The organism is Paenibacillus sp. Y568, assembly GCF_059445545.1.
The window spans coordinates 101,429-124,021 of record NZ_JCAIUM010000017.1; the positions used below are offsets into that span (position 1 = coordinate 101,429).

General features: G+C 39.7%; 16 protein-coding genes, 1 rRNA gene and 1 pseudogene. 12 read left to right on the forward strand and 6 right to left on the reverse strand.

Annotation, left to right across the window (positions count from 1 at the left end):
- Positions 1-27 precede the first annotated feature (27 nt).
- The 5 genes from AC1D7X_RS20660 (at position 28) to AC1D7X_RS20680 (ending at position 5,848) form a co-directional block, all read left to right on the forward strand.
- The gene (locus tag AC1D7X_RS20660; RefSeq protein ID WP_495457877.1) at positions 28-918 is read left to right on the forward strand and encodes a carbohydrate ABC transporter permease; all 891 of its coding nucleotides are present in this window, start codon (positions 28-30) and stop codon (positions 916-918) included.
- Positions 919-933: 15 nt separating this feature from the next.
- Entirely contained in the window at positions 934-1,815 is an 882-nt protein-coding gene (locus tag AC1D7X_RS20665) for a carbohydrate ABC transporter permease (RefSeq protein ID WP_495457876.1), read from the forward strand.
- Positions 1,816-1,876: 61 nt separating this feature from the next.
- Positions 1,877-3,691 carry a sensor histidine kinase gene (locus AC1D7X_RS20670; RefSeq protein ID WP_495457875.1) on the forward strand — a complete coding sequence of 605 codons (1,815 nt, stop codon included), beginning with the start codon at positions 1,877-1,879 and terminating at the stop codon, positions 3,689-3,691.
- Entirely contained in the window at positions 3,669-4,856 is a 1,188-nt protein-coding gene (locus AC1D7X_RS20675) for a response regulator (protein WP_495457963.1), read from the forward strand. The genes AC1D7X_RS20670 and AC1D7X_RS20675 overlap by 23 nt, the downstream gene beginning before the upstream one ends.
- Positions 4,857-5,014: 158 nt before the next feature.
- On the forward strand, positions 5,015-5,848 hold the full coding sequence (locus tag AC1D7X_RS20680; protein ID WP_495457874.1) for a hypothetical protein: 834 nt from the start codon (positions 5,015-5,017) through the stop codon (positions 5,846-5,848).
- A 228-nt stretch (positions 5,849-6,076) separates the two neighbouring features.
- Here the strand turns inward: AC1D7X_RS20680 and AC1D7X_RS20685 are convergent, their stop codons facing one another.
- Together AC1D7X_RS20685 and AC1D7X_RS20690 are read right to left on the reverse strand one after the other, a co-directional pair.
- Entirely contained in the window at positions 6,077-7,087 is a 1,011-nt protein-coding gene (locus AC1D7X_RS20685; RefSeq protein WP_495457873.1) for a GtrA family protein, read from the reverse strand.
- A gap of 1 nt (position 7,088) precedes the next feature.
- Positions 7,089-8,033 (reverse strand): phosphodiester glycosidase family protein, encoded by a 945-nt coding sequence (locus tag AC1D7X_RS20690; RefSeq protein ID WP_495476014.1) that lies wholly within the window; start codon positions 8,031-8,033, stop codon positions 7,089-7,091.
- Between the two features lie 737 nt (positions 8,034-8,770).
- Between AC1D7X_RS20690 and AC1D7X_RS20695 the strand changes: the two genes are divergently transcribed.
- The 3 genes and pseudogenes from AC1D7X_RS20695 to AC1D7X_RS20705 form a co-directional block, all read left to right on the forward strand.
- Positions 8,771-9,553, forward strand: coding sequence for an alpha/beta fold hydrolase (locus tag AC1D7X_RS20695; protein WP_495457871.1), 783 nt, complete (start codon positions 8,771-8,773; stop codon positions 9,551-9,553).
- A gap of 154 nt (positions 9,554-9,707) precedes the next feature.
- A complete protein-coding gene (locus AC1D7X_RS20700; protein WP_495476015.1) occupies positions 9,708-12,947 on the forward strand; it encodes a DEAD/DEAH box helicase in 3,240 nt (1,079 codons plus the stop codon).
- 249 nt (positions 12,948-13,196) lie between these two features.
- Positions 13,197-15,287 (forward strand): annotated as a pseudogene (locus AC1D7X_RS20705) (alpha-amylase family glycosyl hydrolase); the annotation flags it as partial.
- Positions 15,288-15,305: 18 nt separating this feature from the next.
- Here AC1D7X_RS20705 and AC1D7X_RS20710 read toward each other — a convergent pair.
- Complete coding sequence (locus AC1D7X_RS20710) at positions 15,306-15,611, reverse strand: MGMT family protein (protein WP_495457869.1); 306 nt, start codon at positions 15,609-15,611, stop codon at positions 15,306-15,308.
- 240 nt (positions 15,612-15,851) lie between these two features.
- On the opposite strand from AC1D7X_RS20710, the gene AC1D7X_RS20715 reads away from it, so the two are divergent.
- Positions 15,852-17,444, forward strand: coding sequence for an ATP-binding protein (locus AC1D7X_RS20715; protein WP_495457868.1), 1,593 nt, complete (start codon positions 15,852-15,854; stop codon positions 17,442-17,444).
- A 107-nt stretch (positions 17,445-17,551) separates the two neighbouring features.
- Here the strand turns inward: AC1D7X_RS20715 and AC1D7X_RS20720 are convergent, their stop codons facing one another.
- On the reverse strand, positions 17,552-18,244 hold the full coding sequence (locus AC1D7X_RS20720; RefSeq protein ID WP_495457867.1) for a DUF421 domain-containing protein: 693 nt from the start codon (positions 18,242-18,244) through the stop codon (positions 17,552-17,554).
- Positions 18,245-18,409: 165 nt separating this feature from the next.
- On the opposite strand from AC1D7X_RS20720, the gene rnhA reads away from it, so the two are divergent.
- Positions 18,410-19,066 (forward strand): ribonuclease H, encoded by a 657-nt coding sequence (gene rnhA, locus AC1D7X_RS20725; protein ID WP_495457866.1) that lies wholly within the window; start codon positions 18,410-18,412, stop codon positions 19,064-19,066.
- A gap of 68 nt (positions 19,067-19,134) precedes the next feature.
- On the opposite strand, the gene AC1D7X_RS20730 is transcribed toward rnhA, so the two are convergent.
- Positions 19,135-19,509, reverse strand: coding sequence for a hypothetical protein (locus AC1D7X_RS20730; protein ID WP_495457865.1), 375 nt, complete (start codon positions 19,507-19,509; stop codon positions 19,135-19,137).
- 312 nt (positions 19,510-19,821) lie between these two features.
- Between AC1D7X_RS20730 and AC1D7X_RS20735 the strand changes: the two genes are divergently transcribed.
- Positions 19,822-20,826, forward strand: a complete 1,005-nt coding sequence (locus AC1D7X_RS20735; RefSeq protein WP_495476016.1) for a copper amine oxidase N-terminal domain-containing protein — start codon at positions 19,822-19,824, stop codon at positions 20,824-20,826.
- Between the two features lie 130 nt (positions 20,827-20,956).
- On the opposite strand, the gene AC1D7X_RS20740 is transcribed toward AC1D7X_RS20735, so the two are convergent.
- On the reverse strand, positions 20,957-21,829 hold the full coding sequence (locus tag AC1D7X_RS20740) for a cation diffusion facilitator family transporter (protein ID WP_495457962.1): 873 nt from the start codon (positions 21,827-21,829) through the stop codon (positions 20,957-20,959).
- Between the two features lie 664 nt (positions 21,830-22,493).
- On the opposite strand from AC1D7X_RS20740, the gene AC1D7X_RS20745 reads away from it, so the two are divergent.
- Positions 22,494-22,593: ribosomal RNA gene (locus AC1D7X_RS20745) — 16S ribosomal RNA — on the forward strand; the annotation flags it as partial.

Genomic DNA, 22,593 nt, shown 5'->3' on the forward strand with positions numbered 1-22,593 from the left:
TTAATAGTCAGAAGGAGGGAATACGGTGTGAACGTTCTCAAGGTATCTCGTCTTACCATTACAGCGTTTGTATTACCTTGCTTGCTTATATATTTCGGAATTGTATTCATCCCTATTGTCGTATCGTTATATAGTGGCTTATTAGATTGGAACGGGATAGGGGAATCAACATTTATAGGATTGGACAATTTTAAAAATTTATTTTTCCATGATCCTATTTTTTGGCCGTCTGTAAAGAGGACATTTATGTTTTCTGTTTTTTCAATGGCAGAGATTCCACTTGCATTGTTTATAGCGATCTTGCTTCGAAGATTTGTTCGTAAACCGAATTTTTTAGTTTCAAGTTACTTTTTACCTGTTATTCTATCTGTGGTTATCATCGGGCAGTTATGGAAAACCATATACAACCCTGCATCTATGGGGGGGATGTTGAATCAGGTTTTGATCACTGTTGGGTTGGAATCCTGGTCAAGATCTTGGTTAACCGAACCCGCAGTAGCAATGTATTCTTTATACTTTGTGGCTTTGTGGCAGTACTTGGGCTATCATACACTCATTCAATTTACAGGGATATCGAATGTTCCAACTGAAATTTACGAAGCAGCCCGAATCGACGGGGCCGAAGGATTTAAGGCTGATCGTTACATTACATTTCCTATGATTATCCCCATTTTTAAAATTTCCATTGTGTTAGCATTTATTGGGTCACTGCAGGCCTTCGATATGGTCATGGTCATGACGGGCGGAGGCCCTGCTAATACAACGGATGTGATTTCTACACACATGTATAATATGTCGTTCAAGTCTATGCAGTATGGCTATGGTAGCTCGATTGCTTCATTTCTAGTTGCTGTGTGTCTAATTGCCACGGTCGTTATTAATGTTATTTTTAATAAAATAGAGAAACGATTCACGTAAAGGAGGAAAATCGATATGAATACATCACAGGTCACGACTTTACGACATGTAAAGACCGAACCCAAGCGCAGACGATTTTCTTTGACGAAGGGAATCGTTCTTCTGTTCTTGTCTGTGTTAGTTGTGACACAAGTCTATCCTTTGTTGTGGTTATTCTTGTACTCATTCAAAACAAATGAGGAGATACTCTCTGGGAGCTTCTTCTCACTACCGCAATCTCCGCAATGGAGCAATTACGTCTCTGCATTTTCAGGCGGGGATTACTTTCGGTATTTATGGAACAGTGTCTTTGTTACAACGTTAACGATGACGTGTGTCATTATATTGAGCTCTCTAACTGCTTTTGCGATAAGCCGTTTCCGCTGGCGGTATGGGCAATTGGTGCTATTACTATTTCTTATCGGAATGATGATTCCAATGCAAGCGACGTTATTACCATTAATGATTATCTTTAAGAATATGCACATTTTGAATACACATCTATCTATTATTTTTCCGTATATCGCATTCTCCATGCCGATTGCTATATTTATTCTTAATGGGTTTATGAAGTCAATTCCGGGCGAGATTGAAGAGTCGGCAATCATGGACGGGGCTAGTATAATTCGTGTATATTGGAATATTATGTTACCCATTTCGATTCCACCTATTATGACAGTGTGTATTCTAACGTTTATTAACATTTGGAATGAATATATTATGGCATCCATATTTATTTCTTCAAATAGCTTGAAGACACTACCTTTTGGTGTAAATAGTTTTGTCGGACAGTATTCTGTGAATTATGGAGCTATTGGGGCATTTTTAGTATTAGGTGCACTTCCCGTGATCATTATCTATTTCTTATTAGCAGACAAGATTACACAGGGTATGGTAGCTGGAGCTGTTAAAGGTTAATCATGATAAAGTCGGTATTATGATAAAATGAGAAGAAATCGGGTGAAGGGGGACAACAGGTTTGGCTCGAGGATTCCGTTCTATTCATAACCGTCTTTTTCTACTTTTTTTGACTTGTATGACCGGTATTCTTATCCTCGTCAGTTTCCTTTACTATACACGTACGTTAGATATTATCCATTCAAAAATAAGTGATATTGCTGAGAAGAACATTTCTCAAACAGCGGGTCTATTTAATTTGATGCTTGAGGGGTATAACAGTGTCACAAAGTCTTTAAATGGTAATTATGAATTAACTCGATTACTCCAAGAGACTTCTAGTAATCCCGTGGTCTCAGTCACCAATGAGCGCACGATAACGAATATTATTGGTGCAGCGTACTATTCCCGTAAGGAGATTGTAGGGATTCACATCATTACGGACGCGGGTAAGGTATATAGTTATGAAAGACAGTTCGCGGGTGTCATTGACATTAATTATGCTCAAATGGACTGGTATAGCAAATTGAAAGCGTCTTCGGGTGATATGGTCTGGCTTGGATTCTATGCTAGATCTCCTATTAATACGATGCAACAAGATTCGGTATTTGTATTTGGTAGGAAATTGTACGATCTAACTAATTATAAGTCCATAGGAATGATTATCATTGAGACGGATCCCTCTCCTATTAAAGAAGCATTATCGAATGTCAGTATTAGTCCTGGCACGAAAGTGTTTATTACGGAAAAAGATGACCAAGTTATCGCAAGCAAGGAACAGCAAGAGGACGAATGGCCCGTATTTACCAATCTTCCTAAGCCCTCTCCAGATCATGAGATTCTCGTTGATGATGACTCTGATCAATTAATTGTAGCTGCGAAGACCTCCATTGCAGATTGGACGATTTACGGCATGACACCGAAGAGTGATCTAAATGCTGAGATTAATCAGACTCGATTGTATTTAGGAATTGTGCTTCTTGCTCTGATCGCTGTATCTACAGCCTTGGCTTCGCTCGTGTCTAGAACGATTGCTTCGCCATTGAAGTTACTGATTCGAGAGATGAAGAAAGTTGAATTGGGGAATTTCAGTGGATCTGTTAACGTGAATTCATTTGAGGAAATCAATAGTCTCGTCTCTTCCTTTAACCGGATGGTACATCGGATGGATGAACTTATTGAGCGGATCAAGATTTCCTCGGTCAGCGAGAAGAATGCTCAGTTGCAGGCCCTTCAATCACAGGTGAACCCCCATTTTTTATATAATACATTAGATATGATTTACTGGATGTTAGATGAGAAGGGAAATGAAAAGTTAAGTCGCGTGATCTTGTCTCTTTCACATATGTTTCGATATAGCAGTGACTGGGAGGAAGCTTCGCAAACAACGCTCCGCCAAGAGTTGGAACACATTCGTCATTATCTAACCATTATTAAGAGTCGTCTAGATGATCGGGTTCAGACGGAGATCAACGTGAATGAACAATGGCTCGATGTTATTTTACCGAAGGTAACCCTTCAGCCAATCATTGAGAATGCTATAAAATACGGCTTGGAACCGCTAGGTACTCCTTGTAAGTTACAGGTATCTACAGTACAACATAGTCATGAACTCCATATTAGAATTACAGATCATGGGTTAGGCATGGAGGAAGAACTGTTATGCCAGATTAGAGCATCTCTTAAAATAAATCCGAATGTCCTTATTGTGGAATCGGCTAACCGACTGAGGAGGGGGATCGGACTACATAATGTTCATGCCAGAATCAATATGCTATTTGGAGCAGCTTATGGCCTCCGTGTGGAGAGTCAAAAAGGGGAGGGAACGACCGTTATCATTGTGATACCGATTCCGTTACAAGGAGGTCATGAAGATAAATATTCTCATCGTGGATGATGAATCCGCCATCCGGGAAGGCATTAAACGGACGATTGACAAGGAATATCCACAATACAACGTATATCTGGCTGCGAATCCAGAGGAGGCCGTACAACTGCTCCGAAGTCTTCCTATTGAGATTGTATTGACAGACATCCTTATGCCGGGTATGACGGGTCTAGAATTAATGCAGTTCTCTAAAGCAAGTTACCCACATATCAAATGGGTGATTATTTCCGCATACTCTGAATTTGCATATGCTAAGGAAGCAATCCGTCTAGGCGCGGTGGAGTATCTGCTTAAGCCGATAGGGAAAGAAATGTTGCTTGAGATGATCGGTAAACTTGAGCGTAGCATTGGATTTGAAGTAGAGATGGTCAAGGAATCCAAATTGCTGAAGACAAACTTGAAATTTCTGCGTGCTGCAGTATTTCAGCGTTGGGCTTCAGGTCTGGACATCGGGGGCATGGATATGGCTTCGGTCATCGTGGATCACCCACATTTTCAACTCATCATGGTGAAGATGGAAAGTGACAGAGTGGTACACCTAGAGCATTTTATCATTGATAATGTACTCACTGAATTGATTAATCATCATGGTAAAGGGTTTGCTACAAGTTTTGATGCTAAAAGTCTGTTAGGACTTATTACAATGAATGAAACGATAAGCATGAAGGGCATGTTGGAAGAGCTCCGTATTCATTTGAAAAAGTATTTAAGAGTACCTTTTCAAATTCTGCATACCGAAGTCATGTGCGACTTCAGTGTCATTCCTACAGAAGTACAACGGATGCATCAAGATTCGATTTCTCATGAATTCGAGTATTATGCAACGGGAGGTAGCCAAGTCATTGAGGTAGCTCTGCAATATATTAAAACCTATTATAATTCTGACTTGTCGTTGGAGAGGGTTGCTTCGATTGTTTATTTGAATCCCGTGTATTTTAGCCAATTGTTCAAACAGAAGACAGGGTCCGGGTTTAAAGAATATGTGATTCATTTACGCATGGAGCAAGCCAAGCAATTATTACTCCATCCCCAGCTTAAGTTAGCGGATATTTCGGAACGGGTAGGATATCAGGATGTGAAGCATTTTACACAGCTATTTCGTAAAAAGTTCAACGTCACCCCGACAGAGTATCGTCTAGAACATCGAGCGGAAGGACGAACCGTCTGTCCATGATACAAATGAAGTATTGAATATATATTGGTAATTGCAATTGCCGCAAAAAGTAGTCACTCAACAGATTCTTGATAAAATGTTCATATTTGTATGGAAAATATCCGATAATATAATAGTAAAGAAAAATTTACCATTTTATTATAGGGAGAAGTGTTTAAATGGCACAAATTTCAAGTACCTCAAGTACTTCAAGTAGATCGCAGTCTACACCACCTGTAAAGTCTAGAGCGAATATTATGTCACCCATTGACCGGGAGATTGAACAGCTAATTAATCAAAAAGGAATTATTAATGAAAAAATCGCTACTGTTAGATCAGATGAAAAAATGAACTCTGAACAAAAAGATGAAAGAATTAAATTATTAACCATGGATATGCAGTTACTTGAATCTCAAATTATGCAGAAAAGAATGGAGAAGACTGAGGCTAGTAAAACTGACAAGAGTGATTCTTCTCAAAAGGAGGATTCTAGTAAAAAAATCGAAATGGATACAAGTAAGCAAGATATCTCAGGTATTTCTATGGAAAAGATTTTACAAGCTAACAATCTACATGACCAATTGAGTAAAATGGCAAGTGTACGTAGATCACTGAAAGTGGAAACTGACACTCTTAATCATGAAGTAAGAAAAGGAAGAGATCTTCTTGGAGGTGAGAATGAACCCGGTGACCCAGGCAAATCGGAAATGAGAAAAAATCTCGAATTGACAGTCAATAAATCGAAAACCGAACAAGCACTGGACATAGATAAGAAGATTGCTGAATTGGATCGTAAAATAAGTGAAAAGATTGAATCCACACAAGATAGTATCCAGAACGATGACAAGAAAGTCGTCACTGAAGAGGTTGAAGATCAGAAGGAGCTATCTGTATCCGATGAACCTTTGAACGCTGATAATACAAATAAGAAGAATCAGGATAATGACAAGAACAAAAGTAATGACATACAAGCACAAAAAAACCTTCAACCTATTATCGACATTCGCGTGTAGAAATGGGCTCTACTTTACTATACAGAATAAACATTACATAAGTATTTATCTTGATAGAGAAACAAGTTTGAATTTTTACGTTATCCAGTAAGAAAGATTATAGTAATGTAGTCATGACCAAATATGCTAAAAATTAAAGATGTAAACGAATCATTGCGTGGCATAATCTATCTATTAATCAAAGAAAGGGTTCTTCGTTAAAATCGAAGAACCCTTTCTTTGATTTTTTTAATATACATATCTTCGTTGAGCCCAATAGCTGAAGATGAAGATGGTAGCTTCGGTTAACAGTTTGGCTAGGATTAGAGGAATACCTATTTGTTCATGATACACATATAAAACCCCATAATTTAATAGAAGTACTAGTATGGCAAGCGCAAAGTATTTGGTCAGTGCGGTTGAAAGTGTGGAACTTATATTTTTAGTAAAAACAACCCTTCTATTCATCGTAAAGTTGAAGATGGAGCTACAGACTCTAGCCAACAGTACCGATAGGAATAGATTAGTCGTGAAATACTGGAGCAGAAGAAGTAGAACGAAATCTAGAATCCCAGATAGGAGGGATGAGGCACTGAATAGAAGTATAGGGAGATATACTCTGATGGAGTCGGCTAGTGGTCGGAAATGAGAGGACTTATTATCCTCTAAGTAGATGGTATCAATAAAGATTTCATCAATGGCGTATCCTTCTTTATGAGCTCCTAACAACATGTTCATCTCATATTCAAAACGTTCTCCTGAAATCCGACACAACCAGTCCAGCATATGTGCAGGAAATCCACGAAGTCCGGTCTGTGTATCGTGAACCTTAATGCCTGTGGTGAAAGCATACACCTTCCGAGTAAGCGTGTTTCCAAAACGGCTACGAAGGGGAACGTTACCACTGAAAGATCGACTTCCAAGCACCAGCTGACAGCCAGGTTCGTCAAGCGCTTGAGAAATTCTCATAATATCTTGAGGATGATGTTGCCCATCACTATCCGCACAGATCACGTTACCTTGCTCCCCAATATCTTTTAAATACTGAAAGCCTGTTTTGAGTGCACGGCCTTTGCCTTGATTGGTCTGATGATGCAAGACCGTACAACCAGATGATTCTATCAATTTAAAAATGTCTTGGTAGAGCTCTCCGCTACCATCATCAACAATGAGTATGTCTACATCTGTCTGAACCTTTAGTTGAATTATTAGCAATAGTAATCTTTCATCCGGTTCATAAGAGGGTATAAGGATAGTCATGTTAGTTGACCTCTCTTATGTAAAGGATGTCGCTAACACCGCGTTCTTTCCCTTTGCCTAAGGGATTGTTCACGACATCGCCCATGAAGTACATCGTCGATGAACCACCACCGTCTAGATTGTAGGCTTCGGTACAACCTAGATCTGCGAATACCTGAGCGAACCCAGTCAGCCTCATGCCTTTGCTGTAACCTTCCTTACGTCCGTCAACGACGATAAATATATAATGATTAGGACCAATCATACCGATTCCTGTTCTTGGATTCGAATTCTGAATGGAACGGTTTCCGAAGTTGGTGTCGATTTTGAGATTGTCAAAGTTATCAATCATTACACCGTCTTTAATCAGCGTGGGTCCAAAAGAAAGAGTGTTGGTCACTCCCCGTTCGAGTAAGGAAGTAGACGTTAGTTCCTCTTCATCAAAGGATTGCATCGTACCGTCGTTGAATAATGCTAGGGCAGTTCTTACCGGGCTATCACGGTATATAGTGCCGTTTCGGATAATCACACCGTCATCTCTGAAACCGTAATAATCGCCGTTTATCGCAAATATCGCATGGTTGTCATCAGCTATGGTAGAGGTCTTCTCTATAATGTTGCGCCCGAATTGGTTATCGGCAAAAGCCGAGAGTAGGTTACTTGAGTCTTTAAGAACGACATCCGCGACATAATAAGTAATTTGATCGGATCCAGAACCCGTCTGCATTTGATTAATCTTGATCTCGATATTGTCACTGGTATAACTATGGTCATCAACCTTAGCATGGACATTACTCGCAGCAACAGAAGCTGGTTTACTGTCTGTAGACTCTTCATTCTGAACGACAACTTCTACATGTTCTATTAAATAACGGTCAGCAAGTTTGTATACTATGGCTCCTATGACAACAAGGAGTACAATCATTGCAATGAATAGCTTTCGTTTTTTAATGGGTCTAATTTTCATGGGTGTTACACTCCTTCAATATCTTCAAATGTTTGCACTACCCGTATGTAATATCTATTAGTCATGATAAGGGTATTAACTGAATTGAAACTGAAGATCCGTTGAAGGTTTGATTAAAGAGTTTACTACTATATAAAAATATTACACATTAGTATAATGATGTAATGTTTTTTTCGTATGGGGGTAAGGTTTTCCAAAGAAGTAATTATGATTCACTTCAACAGATTCAACATTACACAACGATAAGAAAGTACAAGAATGCAGATGGTGAAATAGTAGATGAGAATAGGACAAATATAAGCTTGAGGTATGTCTATCCGAAAGAAATGGAACGAATATTGTCTAGTCATGAATTTGAGATTGTGCATGTATATAAGGATTGGAAGAAGACAGCTATAACAAATGAGAGTTATGAAATGATTTATGTGTGCCAGAAAAAGTAGCGAAGGTGACGGAATTGACCTGAAGAAGCGGTAGCGTTCGCCTACAAGCTTTCCATAGGAAAGCTACTTCGAAATCAGAGGGCAAGAGCGATCGGAAGGATAATCCGTCATCGTAGCGGCATCCTACGAGAATATTCGTTAGAACTATATTGGTATGGTGTTGACTTAATTAAGGAGTCCTTATGTTCCACTTCATTTTTTAGAGATCTCACCATTGAGCGTAGGTATTCACCTATACTTCCTAAAGTGAATAGCCTATAAGAATTGAGAAATTCGCTAAACGGAGGAATGGGCATGGGCTATTTTGTAACGGTAGAACAAGGTGTGAAATATTATGTTGAAGATGTAAATTCGGGCGGAAAGAAGACGATACTATTTATACATGGTTGGCCTTTGAGTCATAAGCAGTTTGAGTATCAATTCGATGTTCTTCCTGCTATGGGCTATCGGTGTATTGGCATTGACTGGAGAGGGTTCGGTAAATCAGATAAACCGATAGATGGGTACAACTTTGACCGATTGGCAGACGATCTTCGAGCAGTTATTGGGGCATTACAATTACAGAACATTACGATTGCGGGTCATTCGACAGGGGGAGCTATTGCGATTCGTTATATGTCCCGGTATCAAGGCTTCGGCGTATCGAAACTTGTCCTAATCGATGCAGCAGCACCCACGGGATTTACCAAAGAAACCGCTAATACATTGCTGACCAAAACGTATAATGATCGTCCTAATATGATTGAGGAAGTAACAAACACCTTTTTCTTTCAATATATAACACACCGATTCTCCGATTGGTTCTTTCAAATGGGATTAGAAGCAGCAGGGTGGTCTACAGCGGCGATCATAGTCACACTGAGAGATGAGAATCTATTCAATGATCTTGATAAAATACACGTTCCTACGTTAATCATTCATGGTATTCATGACAAAGTAATCCCATTTGCACAGGCACAAGAGGTAAATAAAGCTATTAGGAATTCACAGCTTGTCCCCTTTCAATATAGTGGGCATGGTGCTTTTTGGGAAGAACGTGAGAAGTTTAACCAATTGTTAATGCAATTTGTTGGATAACCCAACCCTTACGATGATCTATAAGCTGTGATTCCGGTTCTCTTTGTGGGACCGGTTTTTTCTGGGATCCAAGAGCATACGCAGAAAGAGGCAGTGGATTTCTGTTATCATAGATAAGAATACAATTCCCTTTTCGTCAGGAGGAGCAAGATAAATGACTATGCAGTTGACCCCAAGCAGTATAAGGCTGTGGTGCGGTAAGAGCTCCTATGATAAAGGGGAAGCTTACTACCAAACAGGAAAAGTGACGTTTACATATACAGATTCTGAGACTGGATTGTATACAGCGATTGTTAAAGGAAAAAGCACCGAGCAGGTTACGGTTAGAACTAATGCTGCCGGTGATGTGTTTGCAGAATGTACGTGTCCTACATTATCTTCGTATGATCTATATTGCCAACATATCGCTGCGGTGCTATTAAATATTCATGATATAGAGCATCAGAGTGAGAAGGAAGATGGGTTATTAGAGGAAGGATCTGAGGGAGAAACACAACTGACCAACTTTATGTTGGAGTTATTTACGGAGAAGAGCATTCGTCCAAGCTATAAGCGCAAATACTTCGATTCAAGAATCCCACTTGATGTAGAATTCACCTGTAAATCGATATATAACGGATACCGGAAGTACATGTTTGGGTTAGAGATGAAGATTGGACCTGCACGATTGTATGTCGTGAAGAACGTAAGAGAATTGCTTGACCGAATTGAACGCGAGGAGACGCATATGTTCTCCAATCATTTCACGTATGATCCGGAAATTCACTGCTTTTCTAAAGAGAATGATGACATCATTCGCCATCTAATTGCTATTAATAACAGTGAAGAGATATACCAAGAGCTTGCCATTATGGAAGCGAATCAGAGGAACCGGTTATTGATGATTCCACCGATCTACTGGGATGATCTACTTCTACTTCTATTGAAGGCACCAACGGTTAAGTTAGCGCAAGGGCATTTTGTTAAAGATGGAATTTCAGTATCGGATGAGACGATCCCAATTCAGTTCGAACTAAATCATACAGCTGGAAAAGGTTATTATATGGACATTGAAGGCTTAGACAAGATTACCATTATGGAATCATATGACGTCGTCTTATTTGATGGAAGGTTAGTGAAATTACCTAATGAAGAAATCAAACGTCTTGCGGAGTTGAAACATATGCTTGAGATATCCCATCAACAGCAGATACCCATCGCACAGGAGCAACTAGACTTATTTATGGAAAAAGTTATCCCGGGTTTGATGAAGATCGGTAGTGTTCATATCGCAAAGGCAGTGTCTGAACGTATGGTTCGCACACCTTTGAAAGCTAAGTTGTACTTAGATCGAGTCAAAGGTCGACTGCTAGCTTCGATGGAGTTCCAATATGGAGGTCTCATCCTTAATCCTCTGGAGGAGGAGAACAATCAGCACGAAGGAGACGACCGTATTCTTATACGTGATGGCGATCGGGAAACGGAAATTCTGGATCTCATGGACCAAAGTGCCTTCACAAAGACGGACATGGGGTATTTCTTAGCGGATGAAGATGCAGAGTATGAATTCTTGTATCACATTGTTCCCCAACTACAAAAGCGTGTTGAGATCTTTGCTACCTCTGCTGTTAAAGCGCAGATGCATCCTGGCCTTACGACTCCGAAGGTCACAGTAGATATGGATTCAAGACATGATTGGCTAGAATTTAAGTTCGATATCGATGGCATTCCTGAACAAGAAATCCGTCATCTATTGAAGTCTCTGGAGGAGAAAAGTAAATATCACCGACTACCCAATGGTGCATTTGTACCCCTAGAAGGTGAGAAATTTCAGGAAATGTTACGTTTTATGAACGAAGCGGGCATTGGTACAGGCAAAATGACTGGACCTGAGCTCAGACTTCCCATCATTCATGGACTTCAGTTGGTAGACTACCAAGATACAGGGAAGACAGTCCAACTGGGTAAATCATTTCGTCGGCTTCTTGAGAACATGCGCAATCCCGATCTGATGGACTATCCTCTACCTGAGAAGTTGGGTACAGTCCTTCGAGATTATCAGCAATACGGTTATCAATGGATGAAGACGCTCGCTAAGTACCGATTCGGGGGAGTACTAGCAGATGATATGGGACTTGGCAAAACCATTCAAAGCATTGCATTCATCGTCTCCGTCTTACCCGAGATTAGAAGTGAGAAGTTACCTACTCTCATCGTTGCTCCAGCATCTCTTGTATACAATTGGCGCAATGAGTTGAAGAGATTTGCACCCGAAGTGAGCGTAATGATTCTGGATGGTACCCAAGAAGAACGCCGTAGAGAGATAACTAGAAATTCAGGGGTGGATGTTCTCATCACCTCCTATCCGCTACTACGTAGGGATTTCGAATATTATGCGGGATTAACATTTCATACGTTGATTTTGGATGAGGCACAGATGTTTAAGAATCATGCCACTCAGACCGCACAGACCGTTCGAAGAATACAAGCTAGACATCGATTTGCACTCACAGGAACGCCTGTAGAGAATTCGATTGATGAGTTATGGTCTATTTTTGACGTAGTATTTCCAGAGTTATTTACGAGCAGGAAGGTCTTTGCGAACCTTTCACGTGACCATGTAGCTAAGAGAATACGTCCATTCTTGCTTCGGCGTCTAAAGGGTGATGTGTTGAAGGAACTACCTGACAAGATTGAGTCCATACAGGTATCTGAATTGCTCCCCGATCAGAAGAAAGTATATGTGGCATATCTTGCTGAACTGAAACATGAGACGGTGAAACATCTGAAAGAGAAGAGCTTTCAGAAGAATCGAATCAAGATTCTAGCGGGTTTAACGAGACTACGTCAATTGTGTTGTCATCCGGTGTTATTCGTTCAAGGGTATACGGGAAGCTCAGCCAAGTTCGAGCAGCTTTTGGAACTCATTGAGGAATGTCGGAGCGCGGGTAAGCGTATGCTAGTATTCTCACAATTCACAGAGATGCTCGGCTTAATCCGAAGAGAAATGGGGAAACAGGGAGTACCCTATTTCTATTTGGATGGGCAAACACCTGCCTCTGAGCGTGTGGAGTTATGTGATCGATTTAATGAAGGAGAATATGACTTGTTCCTCATCTCCTTAAAAGCAGGGGGGACCGGACTGAACCTGACCGGAGCGGACACGGTTATTCTGTATGATCTATGGTGGAACCCTGCTGTGGAGGAACAAGCAGCTGACCGTGCACACCGCATCGGACAAAAGAAAGTCGTCCAAGTAATTCGCCTCGTTGCACAAGGGACTGTGGAAGAGAAGATGTACGAGCTACAGCAGAAGAAGAAAAATTTAATCGATGAAGTGATTCAACCGGGTCAACAAGCATTGTCCGTTCTGACGGAGCAGGAGATTCGGGAAATTCTGATGATTGAAGAATAGCTGAATGAAGTATATCTTTATCATAAATTGAGGATGCTTGCTAGTTATAAACCTATGATCGGTGGAATGGAGTGACAGACTTTGAAGAATGAATTTCAAAAGCCAAGTAGTCATAGAAAGTCAACCCGAACGGACAATGCAAGATTAACAAGTAACTCGAGGGATGCAGTGAAGACGAATGCTGCTAAAGGTAATATAGATTCTGTAAAGGTTAATGATTGTTCCGACAAGGTAAACGTATCTAGTGTAAGTTCTACAGATTGGAGAATACTCGATCAATTGTACTCTTATGAGGGAAATGACCTTGGAGCAACGTATGGAAAAGATGGGGTAACATTCAAAATTTGGGCGCCCGTTGCAAGTCAGGTTAGGGCTAATCTATATGACAAAGATGATGCGACACAGCTTATTGGCAGTGTTAACTTAACGATGGGAGCGAAAGGTGTATGGTCTGTAAATATTAAGCCTATGGATCTAGGCGTTACAGATCTTCGAGGATACTTTTATCAATATGAAGTAACAAATAACGGTCAGACTCGACAAGTCCTTGATCCTTATGCGAAATCAATGGCTATATGTAGGATAGATACAACAGGTAAGCTAGGTCCTGATGGAGATCGAATAGGTAAGGCTGCAATCGTCGATTTGAGTGATACGAATCCTGAACAGTTCAATTTCGCGAGTATTGAGGGGTATAAGACGCGATGTGATGCGATTATCTGGGAAGTGCATATCCGGGACTTTACAGCTGATCCTTCCATTGAGGGTGAATTGAATGCCAGATGGGGTTCCTTTAATGCTTTTAAAGATAAGCTTGATTATATCCAATCCCTAGGGGTTACACATGTTCAATTGCTTCCTGTCATGGCCTGGTATTATGGGAATGAGGCGGCGATGGGCAATAGAGAACTAGATTACTCAGCTGTAGACAATGAGTACAATTGGGGATACGATCCACATCATTATTTCTCACCAGATGGTGCATATTCCGAAGACCCAACCGATCCTGAGCTTAGAGTGAAAGAGCTGAAGGCATTAATTCATGCCATTCATGAAGCGGGCATGGGTGTCATCTTAGATGTGATATACACACATATGGCTCTAGCGGACTTCCTGAATCATATTGTTCCGAACTATTATGCATGGCAGGATGCAGAGGGCAAGTTTATCGGTGGGTTTGGCAATAATCTTGCTACGAATCGGAAGATGGCGAAGAAACTGATGGTTGATTCCGTGAAGTATTGGTTTAATGAATATAAAATTGATGGTATGCGCTGGGATATGATGGGGGATGCAACTTATGAGGCTGTGCAGGAAGCCTACGATTCCGCCGCAGAGATTAATGCGAACGCCTTATTCATTGGTGAAGGATGGAGAACTTTTCAAGGGCATTTGTCGGAACCTACACTTGCTGGGAAAGGTGCTACTCAAGACTGGATGGACCAAACAGATAGCGTAGGCGTATTCTCCGATGAGGTTAGAAATGAATTGAAATCAGGCTATGGTCTTGAAGGTGAACCCAGATTTCTTACAGGTGGGCCGAGAGAAATTGCTGTTATATTCAATAACATTAAGGCACAACCATCTAATATCCCTACAGATAGTCCAGTGGACATCGTGCAATATATTGAGGCACATGACAACCTTACGTTGTATGATGTGATTGCACAATCCATTAAGAAAGATCCAAGTGTATCGGCTAACGATTTAGAGATACACAGACGCATAAGACTTGGAAATACGCTAATCTTAACTTCTCAAGGGACTGCTTTTCTCCATGCCGGACAAGAATATGGTCGAACGAAACAATGGAAGGCATTTGGTGTGCCAGAACAGAAATATAATGCTTTTGAGGATGAAAAAGGTCAGATATTCGGGTATTTCGTTCATGATTCATTCGATTCATCGGATGCCATCAATATGTTTGATTGGGCTAAGGCGTTGGATGCTGATCAGTATCCAGTGAATCATACAACAAGGAAATATACATCAGGCCTGATTGCACTAAGAAAGTCTACGAATGCGTTTAGACTGGGTACGCAGCAATTGATCAACGCTAACGTTACATCAATTAAGTCACCCGAAATTAAGAAATGTGATCTAGTAATTGGATATAAAAATCGGGCTACAGATGGAACAGGCACCTATTACGTATTTGTGAATGCAGACAGTAGAACGAGAAGACTCACACTGCAGGAGGATTTAACGACAGGACAGATCTTAGTTGATCAGGATGAAGCGGGAATAGTGGAGATATCTAAGAAATCAGGCTTTCAACTTACCAATCACTCCATTACAATTGAACCTTTAACGGCTGTCATCATTCATATGAAGGATTAATAGCCGTAACAGAGAGACCTAGCCATGATATCGATATATGGTTAGGTCTATTTTTCCTGCTACATTCGGAATAATTCCCTCTTCTTCAAGTAACATTTGTTGAAGGAAACGTGACTCATCATCCGAGATAACGATTTCCCCTTTGGCGTTGATCACTCTATGCCAGGGTAAATCATACTTCTCACCCATCGTGTGTAGAATTCGAACAACTTGTCTTGCGCCACGTGGACTTCCAGCAGATGCGGCAATCTGCCCATAGGTCATGACCTTACCTTTTGGTATAGCTTGTATAATATCAATAACTTGTTGTGTAAATGGCTGCATTTGATTCTCCTATTGTTCATATTCACCCTAAGATTACAATGTAATGCGTATTAGTATGGGTGTCAAATAACCCAGGATTAACCTGTATAATAACTCCATTTTCTAATTAAATCGTATGAATATACCCTTCACCCAATATTTATATAGAGAAAGTACTACTAGCGAGTTAAAATAAAGGAAAGAAATCTAGAAAGATCTAGAAGGATCTGAAGGATTTAGAAGGATTAGGAATAGCATAGAATGAAGGTTGATATAATGAATGTTGACTCGATAATTCAGGAATCGAAACAAAAATGCATGGCCTTAGGGCTTGTCCCAGATCAACCACCTATATTTAAGAACCGATTCTCTAATGAGGAACTAGAAACACAGCTATATATGTATAGCGAAATATTGGAGGTTATCAATTATTTTGTTGATAAATTCCTTTCCTCTACGTCGGGGAACCCTTACTTGATCGCAATTACGGATCGTGAGGGTTATATTCTTGACTTCAAAGGTGACGCGAGTATCATAGACATTGCCAATCAGATTGGTATTCAAGAAGGTGTACAATTTAGTGAAGAAGTGGGAACGAATGCGATAGCGTTAAGTATTCGTCATAGAGAACCAATTGAGATATATGGTGAGCAACATTATCATACCGTATTACAGTGCATGTCTTGTTGTACCGCACCGATTCGCAGTGATGAAGGAAAACGAATTGTAGGAACTTTATCATTAATGGCGGGACTTGATTTTGCTCATCCCAATTTACTTGCTTTGATAAGTACCTTAGCGGATTCGATTGAGCGTGAGATTCTCTTACGCAGGCAGAATACTGAACATCATATTTTGAACCAAGTATTATTAGAGACGAACTATTATGGTGTGATTGTGACAGATGCCCTCGGAAGAATTGTAGAAGTAAACGAAAACATCCTAAGGATGCTAGATTGGGATAATTACGATAAAGATAAATATATACATAGCTCCGTATTTGATATAATTCTTATAGGGGATTTCTTTCAGGATGTGATTGATCAAGGAGAGGCATGTGTTGGGGTAGAGTTAGCCTTACAGGTCAAAGGGTCCATTCGTTACTATATGTTAGATGTGGTTCCCATTTATGATCAACAGGTATTAATTCGTATTGTGGGTACTTTGCGTAATATTAGCGAGATGAAAAGAACAGAAGCATTGTTGCGTAATACAGAAAAGCTAGTCTTTGCAGGTGAAGTTGCTGTGAGTATTGCTCATGAGATTCGTAACCCGCTTACAACCGTTAAGGGTATAATTCAAATATCCGGGAAAGATTCAAAGCTACTTCATTACGATCTGATCATGTCTGAACTTGAGAGAATGAACTTAATCGTAAGTGATTTTTTGATTCTGGGTAAACCAAAAGCAGCACAGTTCACGAAAGAGTATACTAGTACGATTCTAAAAGAAGTATTAAGTATGTTCCAACTTCAAGCGAATTTAAATCATATCACGATTGTAAATGAGACGATTCAAGAGATGATGGTCCGATGCGATCGGAACCAGATTAAGCAAGTCTTTTTAAATATTCTTAGGAACGCACTGGAGGTTTTACCTTCAGGAGGACAGATTCATATCTCTATAGACATGGAAGATTCCTTTCAATGCATAAACTTCCGTGATGATGGAGAAGGAATGAACCCCGAAGTGTTACAAAGAATAGGGGAACCTTTTTACACGACAAAAGATGATGGTAACGGTCTTGGTATGATGATCGTGCATAACATTATCGCCTCCCATGGAGGACGAATAGATATTACTAGTGAGGTAGGAATCGGGACATCTGTTTCTATATTTCTACCGCTGAAGTAATGAATATATATATATCCCCGTAAGAAAACGAGGGTAAGAGATATAACATACTTTATGACATGGCTTTTACCTCAAAAAAGGGATCCAAACCCATGTGTTGCTAGGGTTTAGTTCCTTTTATTTGGGCTGATATGGACGCCCTTACCTTCCCACCATTCGGCAAAGAATATCTCCTTCGCATGGGTATATCCTTGAGCGCTTAATTGATTGGATAGCCATTCTTGATCGAACCCACAAGCGTGCAAATTGCCCCATAAAACTTCACCATCTATGATCAGAGAGGTAGGAAGATATACTGGATTCTCTGGAAGAGAGAGATCTTGTTTATTAGGTTGCTGATACTGTGATACTAATAATGTACTGATCTGACCATTGGGTTCTAATATGCCGTATTTGATTTCACGTATTGAAAAAACGTTCGCTTGTCGTAGGATGCTCAGAACTTGGTTTACACCTAATTTGTTCTTCTTAATGAGTTTACGATCCAACACACCGTCGCGGATAATAATCGCTGGATTACCGACTAATAGGAAGCGTGCGGATTCCCTTTTTAAAGTAATGAATTCGATGATTAACATGAGTAATGCCCATAGAAACAATGCATACAGAAAGTGAAATAATTTCACCTTATTATCGTATATCGTAGTTGCAAATAAATCGCCCAAACCTAATACGAAGATAAAGTGAAAAGGTGTTAATTGATTAATCGAGCTCCTTCCCGTCAATTTAACAATCCCAAATAACGCGAAAAAGCCAACAATGACTTTTACCGTTAATAAACCTAGATGAACTTCTTCCATTGACTCGCACCTCATTAGTTTCTCTACTTGTATTACTATATTTATGGACGAGTCGATCTATGGTTATACATATAAGGTTATCTATCATTGTTCGATCTATCACTTAAGATGCTTGCCGTTTATAATTAGGTAGGGTTTGAACGGACCAAGAAGGGACGAGTAGTCGTGGCGAAACAAAAGTATTATGTCGTATGGGTGGGAAACACACCGGGAATCTACACAAACTGGCCTGAATGCCAATCACAAGTAGCTCAATTTAAAGATGCCAAATATAAGTCATATGACTCTAAGACAGAAGCGGAACAAGCTTATCGAGATGGATGGAAGCAACATTGGGGTAAGAAGAAGGTAGAAGGTCATGTGCAACCGAAGAAGAGTCTGACTAGTAAGGCCGAATCCGAGAAGTCATCAGAAGAGATTGATTATAATAGTATTTCAGTTGACGTAGGCACAAGGGGGAACCCAGGTCCTATTGAATATAGGGGTGTCGATACACAGACAGGTGAAGTTATATTCGCTAAAGGCCCAATTCCTAACGGTACGAATAATCTGGGGGAGTTCTTAGCGATAGTACATTCCTTAGCTCATTTGAAAAAAGAGGGAAGCAACAAGACAGTCTACAGCGACTCTAGAACAGCATTGAAATGGGTGAGAGAGAAGCAAGTTGCCACAACCTTGAAACGAGATGAATCAACGAAGGAAGTATGGGGGTTAGTGGATCGAGCTCTACATTGGCTACAGATGAATCAATATGATAATAAGGTACGCAAGTGGGAGACGAAAGAGTGGGGAGAGATTAAAGCCGATTACGGACGAAAATAGAGCATATATGTAGGGAGACGTAAGGCACTGCCGATTGTGGCAGTGCCTTTTTACTATATAAGTGTTGTCTATAGACCGTATACACTTTTTGTAATAATATCTCTTACCTCTGCCTTCTGTTCTTCATATTGTTGAGGAGTGAGATTACCACTAGCATAACGTAGATCAAACTGGGCCGTTAATTCAGCAACTTGTAAGTTAACGATCTTCTGAACATCAACATTACGATCATGTGCAACCTCAGCCAGCGTATTACCTTCATATAATGCATTATATAATTCTTCGTCGGAAGAAAGATTTAGAACGTGTAGTAAGTCTTCTTTAACTGGAACAGTAGTAATAAGGGGTAGTGTAATAGGGCTTGCGCTTACATGTGTATTCCAAGAAACTCCACTAACAGTTATAGCAAAAACCATCGTTCCGACCAGTACGATCTTCTTCATAAATACCTCTTTTCTAAAAATGAAAATGCTGAAATGGTTATCTTTTAGATAGAGTAGTCATTTCTTTTTACATCATCGTGTTATCGCTAGTATAACGGAACAACCTTAGTAGCACCTTAAATTCCGTATAAGATACGTTAAAATAATAAACCAATCATGATGTAACCTATAGTTAGTTAACCAACAAGTGGAGGTTTCAAACACGAATATAACCTATTATAAAAAAAAGTGGCATCATGTATTAAGATTTGAAGAAAAGTAACCGAAATATATATATAAGCTAGATATTTACAGAGGAGGCGTGTTTACATCATGAAAAAGTATTGGATGATTATGTTGTCGTGTATAGTGGCAACAACCCTTATGTCAGGATCGGTGCTTGCGAAACCGAATAACGGAGGGAAGGATTCAGGCAAGCACTCACATGCAGCGAGTAGTAATAAGTCTGAATCTAAAGAGAAAGAGAAGAAAGAGAAAGAAGCGAAAGAGAAGAAAGAGAAAGAGAAGAAAGAGAAAGAGAAGAAGGACAAGGAAGCGAAAGAGAAGAAGGACAAGGAAGTAAAGGATAAGGGAAAAGGGAATAAAAATAAAAATAAACCTACAGTAGGTGAAGATACTTATAAAGATAAGCCTCATACGGTGATTGATGTGACTTATAAAAATCATCATCATAAAGGATATAAGGGACTTCTGACAGCCATGAGTAATGTGAAGGACAAGCCAGCTGGTAAAGTTCTTGCAGATCTTCTTAGAACTGAATACAATATTCATCTTACAGATGAATTTGTAGCTGAACTTGAGAAAGTGAAAGACAAAGACGTGGCTCTATCTATGGTTGCAGAATTGCTAGCAAAGAATGTAAGTGTAACAGATGCTGTGTATATGGAGAAAGAAGCTATTCTAGCCAATATTAAAAACATGGATTCTTACAAGAGACTTAGCAAATATTATGAATCAATCGGGAAAAAAGGGATTAAACTTTATGTGAATGGAGAAGAACCTTCCTTTCAAGTGGCGCCATTTATTAAAGATGGTGGTACATGGGTACCCTTTAGAGCTATAACAGAGGCGTTAAATGCTGATGTGAAATGGGATAGTAAGAAGCGCTCTGTTACCGTTATTCGTAATGAAATTACATTGGTATTGAACATTAATAGTAATATTGCATACGTTAATGGTGAGCAAGTGAAACTTGATGTACCTACAACTATTGTAGAAGGTAGTACAGTAGTACCTATTAGTTTTGTGAGTGAACGCTTGAATGCGACCGTTAAATGGGATGCTGAGACACAGTCGATCGTCATTTACGAAGAATAATACCTATGAAAAATAGGATTTTTAAAAAGAGTGTCTCCTAGCCATCGTAATGGTAAGGGACACTCTTTTTTTATGGTGAATTAGTAGACAATAGTAATTTCAGATAAGCCGTTAATAAAAATAAGGTTTACTATGATTGTTCCATAGGTTCGATATGAACATGGACGTGGGAAATATTATGCTCAAGATTCATACGGTCTTCGACTTTTTCAGATATTGCATGACTTTCTACTACATTTAGTGATCCGTCCACCTGAATCGTTACATCGACCATGATGTTATTTCCAAGCACGCGTGCTTTAATATCTTTTATGGATTCAACACCTGGGGTGTCGGCGACAGTTAGTTTTATTTTATTAAGTTCATGTTCGTCGAACCCATCGGTTAAGGCGTGAGAAGCATCTTTGAATATATCCCAAGCCGTTTTACAAATAATCAATCCAACGAGGGTAGCCGCAAGTGGATCTAACCAAGGTAAACCGAACTGTGAACCAACAATCCCTATAAAGGCACCTATGCTGACGATGGCATCGGATCGATTATCTTGAGCTGCGGCTTTAATAGCATGACTGTTTATTCTTTTAGCTAGGCGAATATTGTACCTATAGACAAACATCATAACAACAGCACAGAATAAGGCGACCCATGCTGCAATCATATTGGGATTATCTATGGATGGTTCAAAAAATTTCTGTATCGCTTGATATAATACCTGAGCTCCGACAACAATCATTATGAATGATGCTAATAATGCAGCTACTGTCTCTGCACGGAAATGTCCGTATTTATGATCATGATCAGGTGGTCTACGAGAAATCTTTAGACCAATAAGAACAGCGAATGAGGCAATAATATCGGTTGTATTGTTCAGACCGTCAGCAAATAGAGCTTCTGATCCTGCTGTGAACCCAATACTTAATTTGAGAGCAGAAAGACACAGATAGGCAATAATACTAACCCAAGCGCCCTTTTCTCCTTCTTTAATCTCGTTGTAAGCATCCAATTTAGCGTGACCTCCGGATTTTTGTGGTCTATTGATCATACTGGAGACAATGTGTGTGGGTCTAGAGAAACAGTCTTGCCCTTGTCCTTAAAATTAGTACATCAACAACATATTTAGTCCAGGAGAAATTCACTATTATGAAGAAATAGTTCAGTGGAGGTTACTAATAAAGTAATACTAGTAAGGAAATATGATTGGATAGGTGAACTATAAGAGCGTTTATATTACATAGATGATCATTAATAATTCACATCCGATACAACTGTAAATTATTACAACTTGTTATGATAGGTATGAACATGGTATATTCTTATTCCGGCCAATAAATAATACATTTATTGAATCGGCAAGCCAAACTCAAATGAAACGTAAACGAAAATAAAGCTTGCATAAACGAACCGGACATGATATGATATAGAAGTTGTCGCCGAGAACAACTGGTAACAACAAAATGAACAAATTGGTCTTTGAAAACTGAACAACGAGTGAGTTGATTTCACGAAAGTGAAATCAAAACAAATGAGAAATCATTTGATAGAGAAAGTAATTTCTCGTCAGTTTGTTTTAAATGAGCATAATCGCTCTTTTCATAAGCGTCATTAATTCATCTTCTCCGCAAGGAGATGGACGAATTAATGACAGTCGATCAAACGAAGTTTGATCTAATTTGGAGAGTTTGATCCTGGCTCAGGACGAACGCTGGCGGCGTGCCTAATACATGCAAGTCGAGCGGAGTCATTTTGGAAGCTTGCTTCCAAAATGAC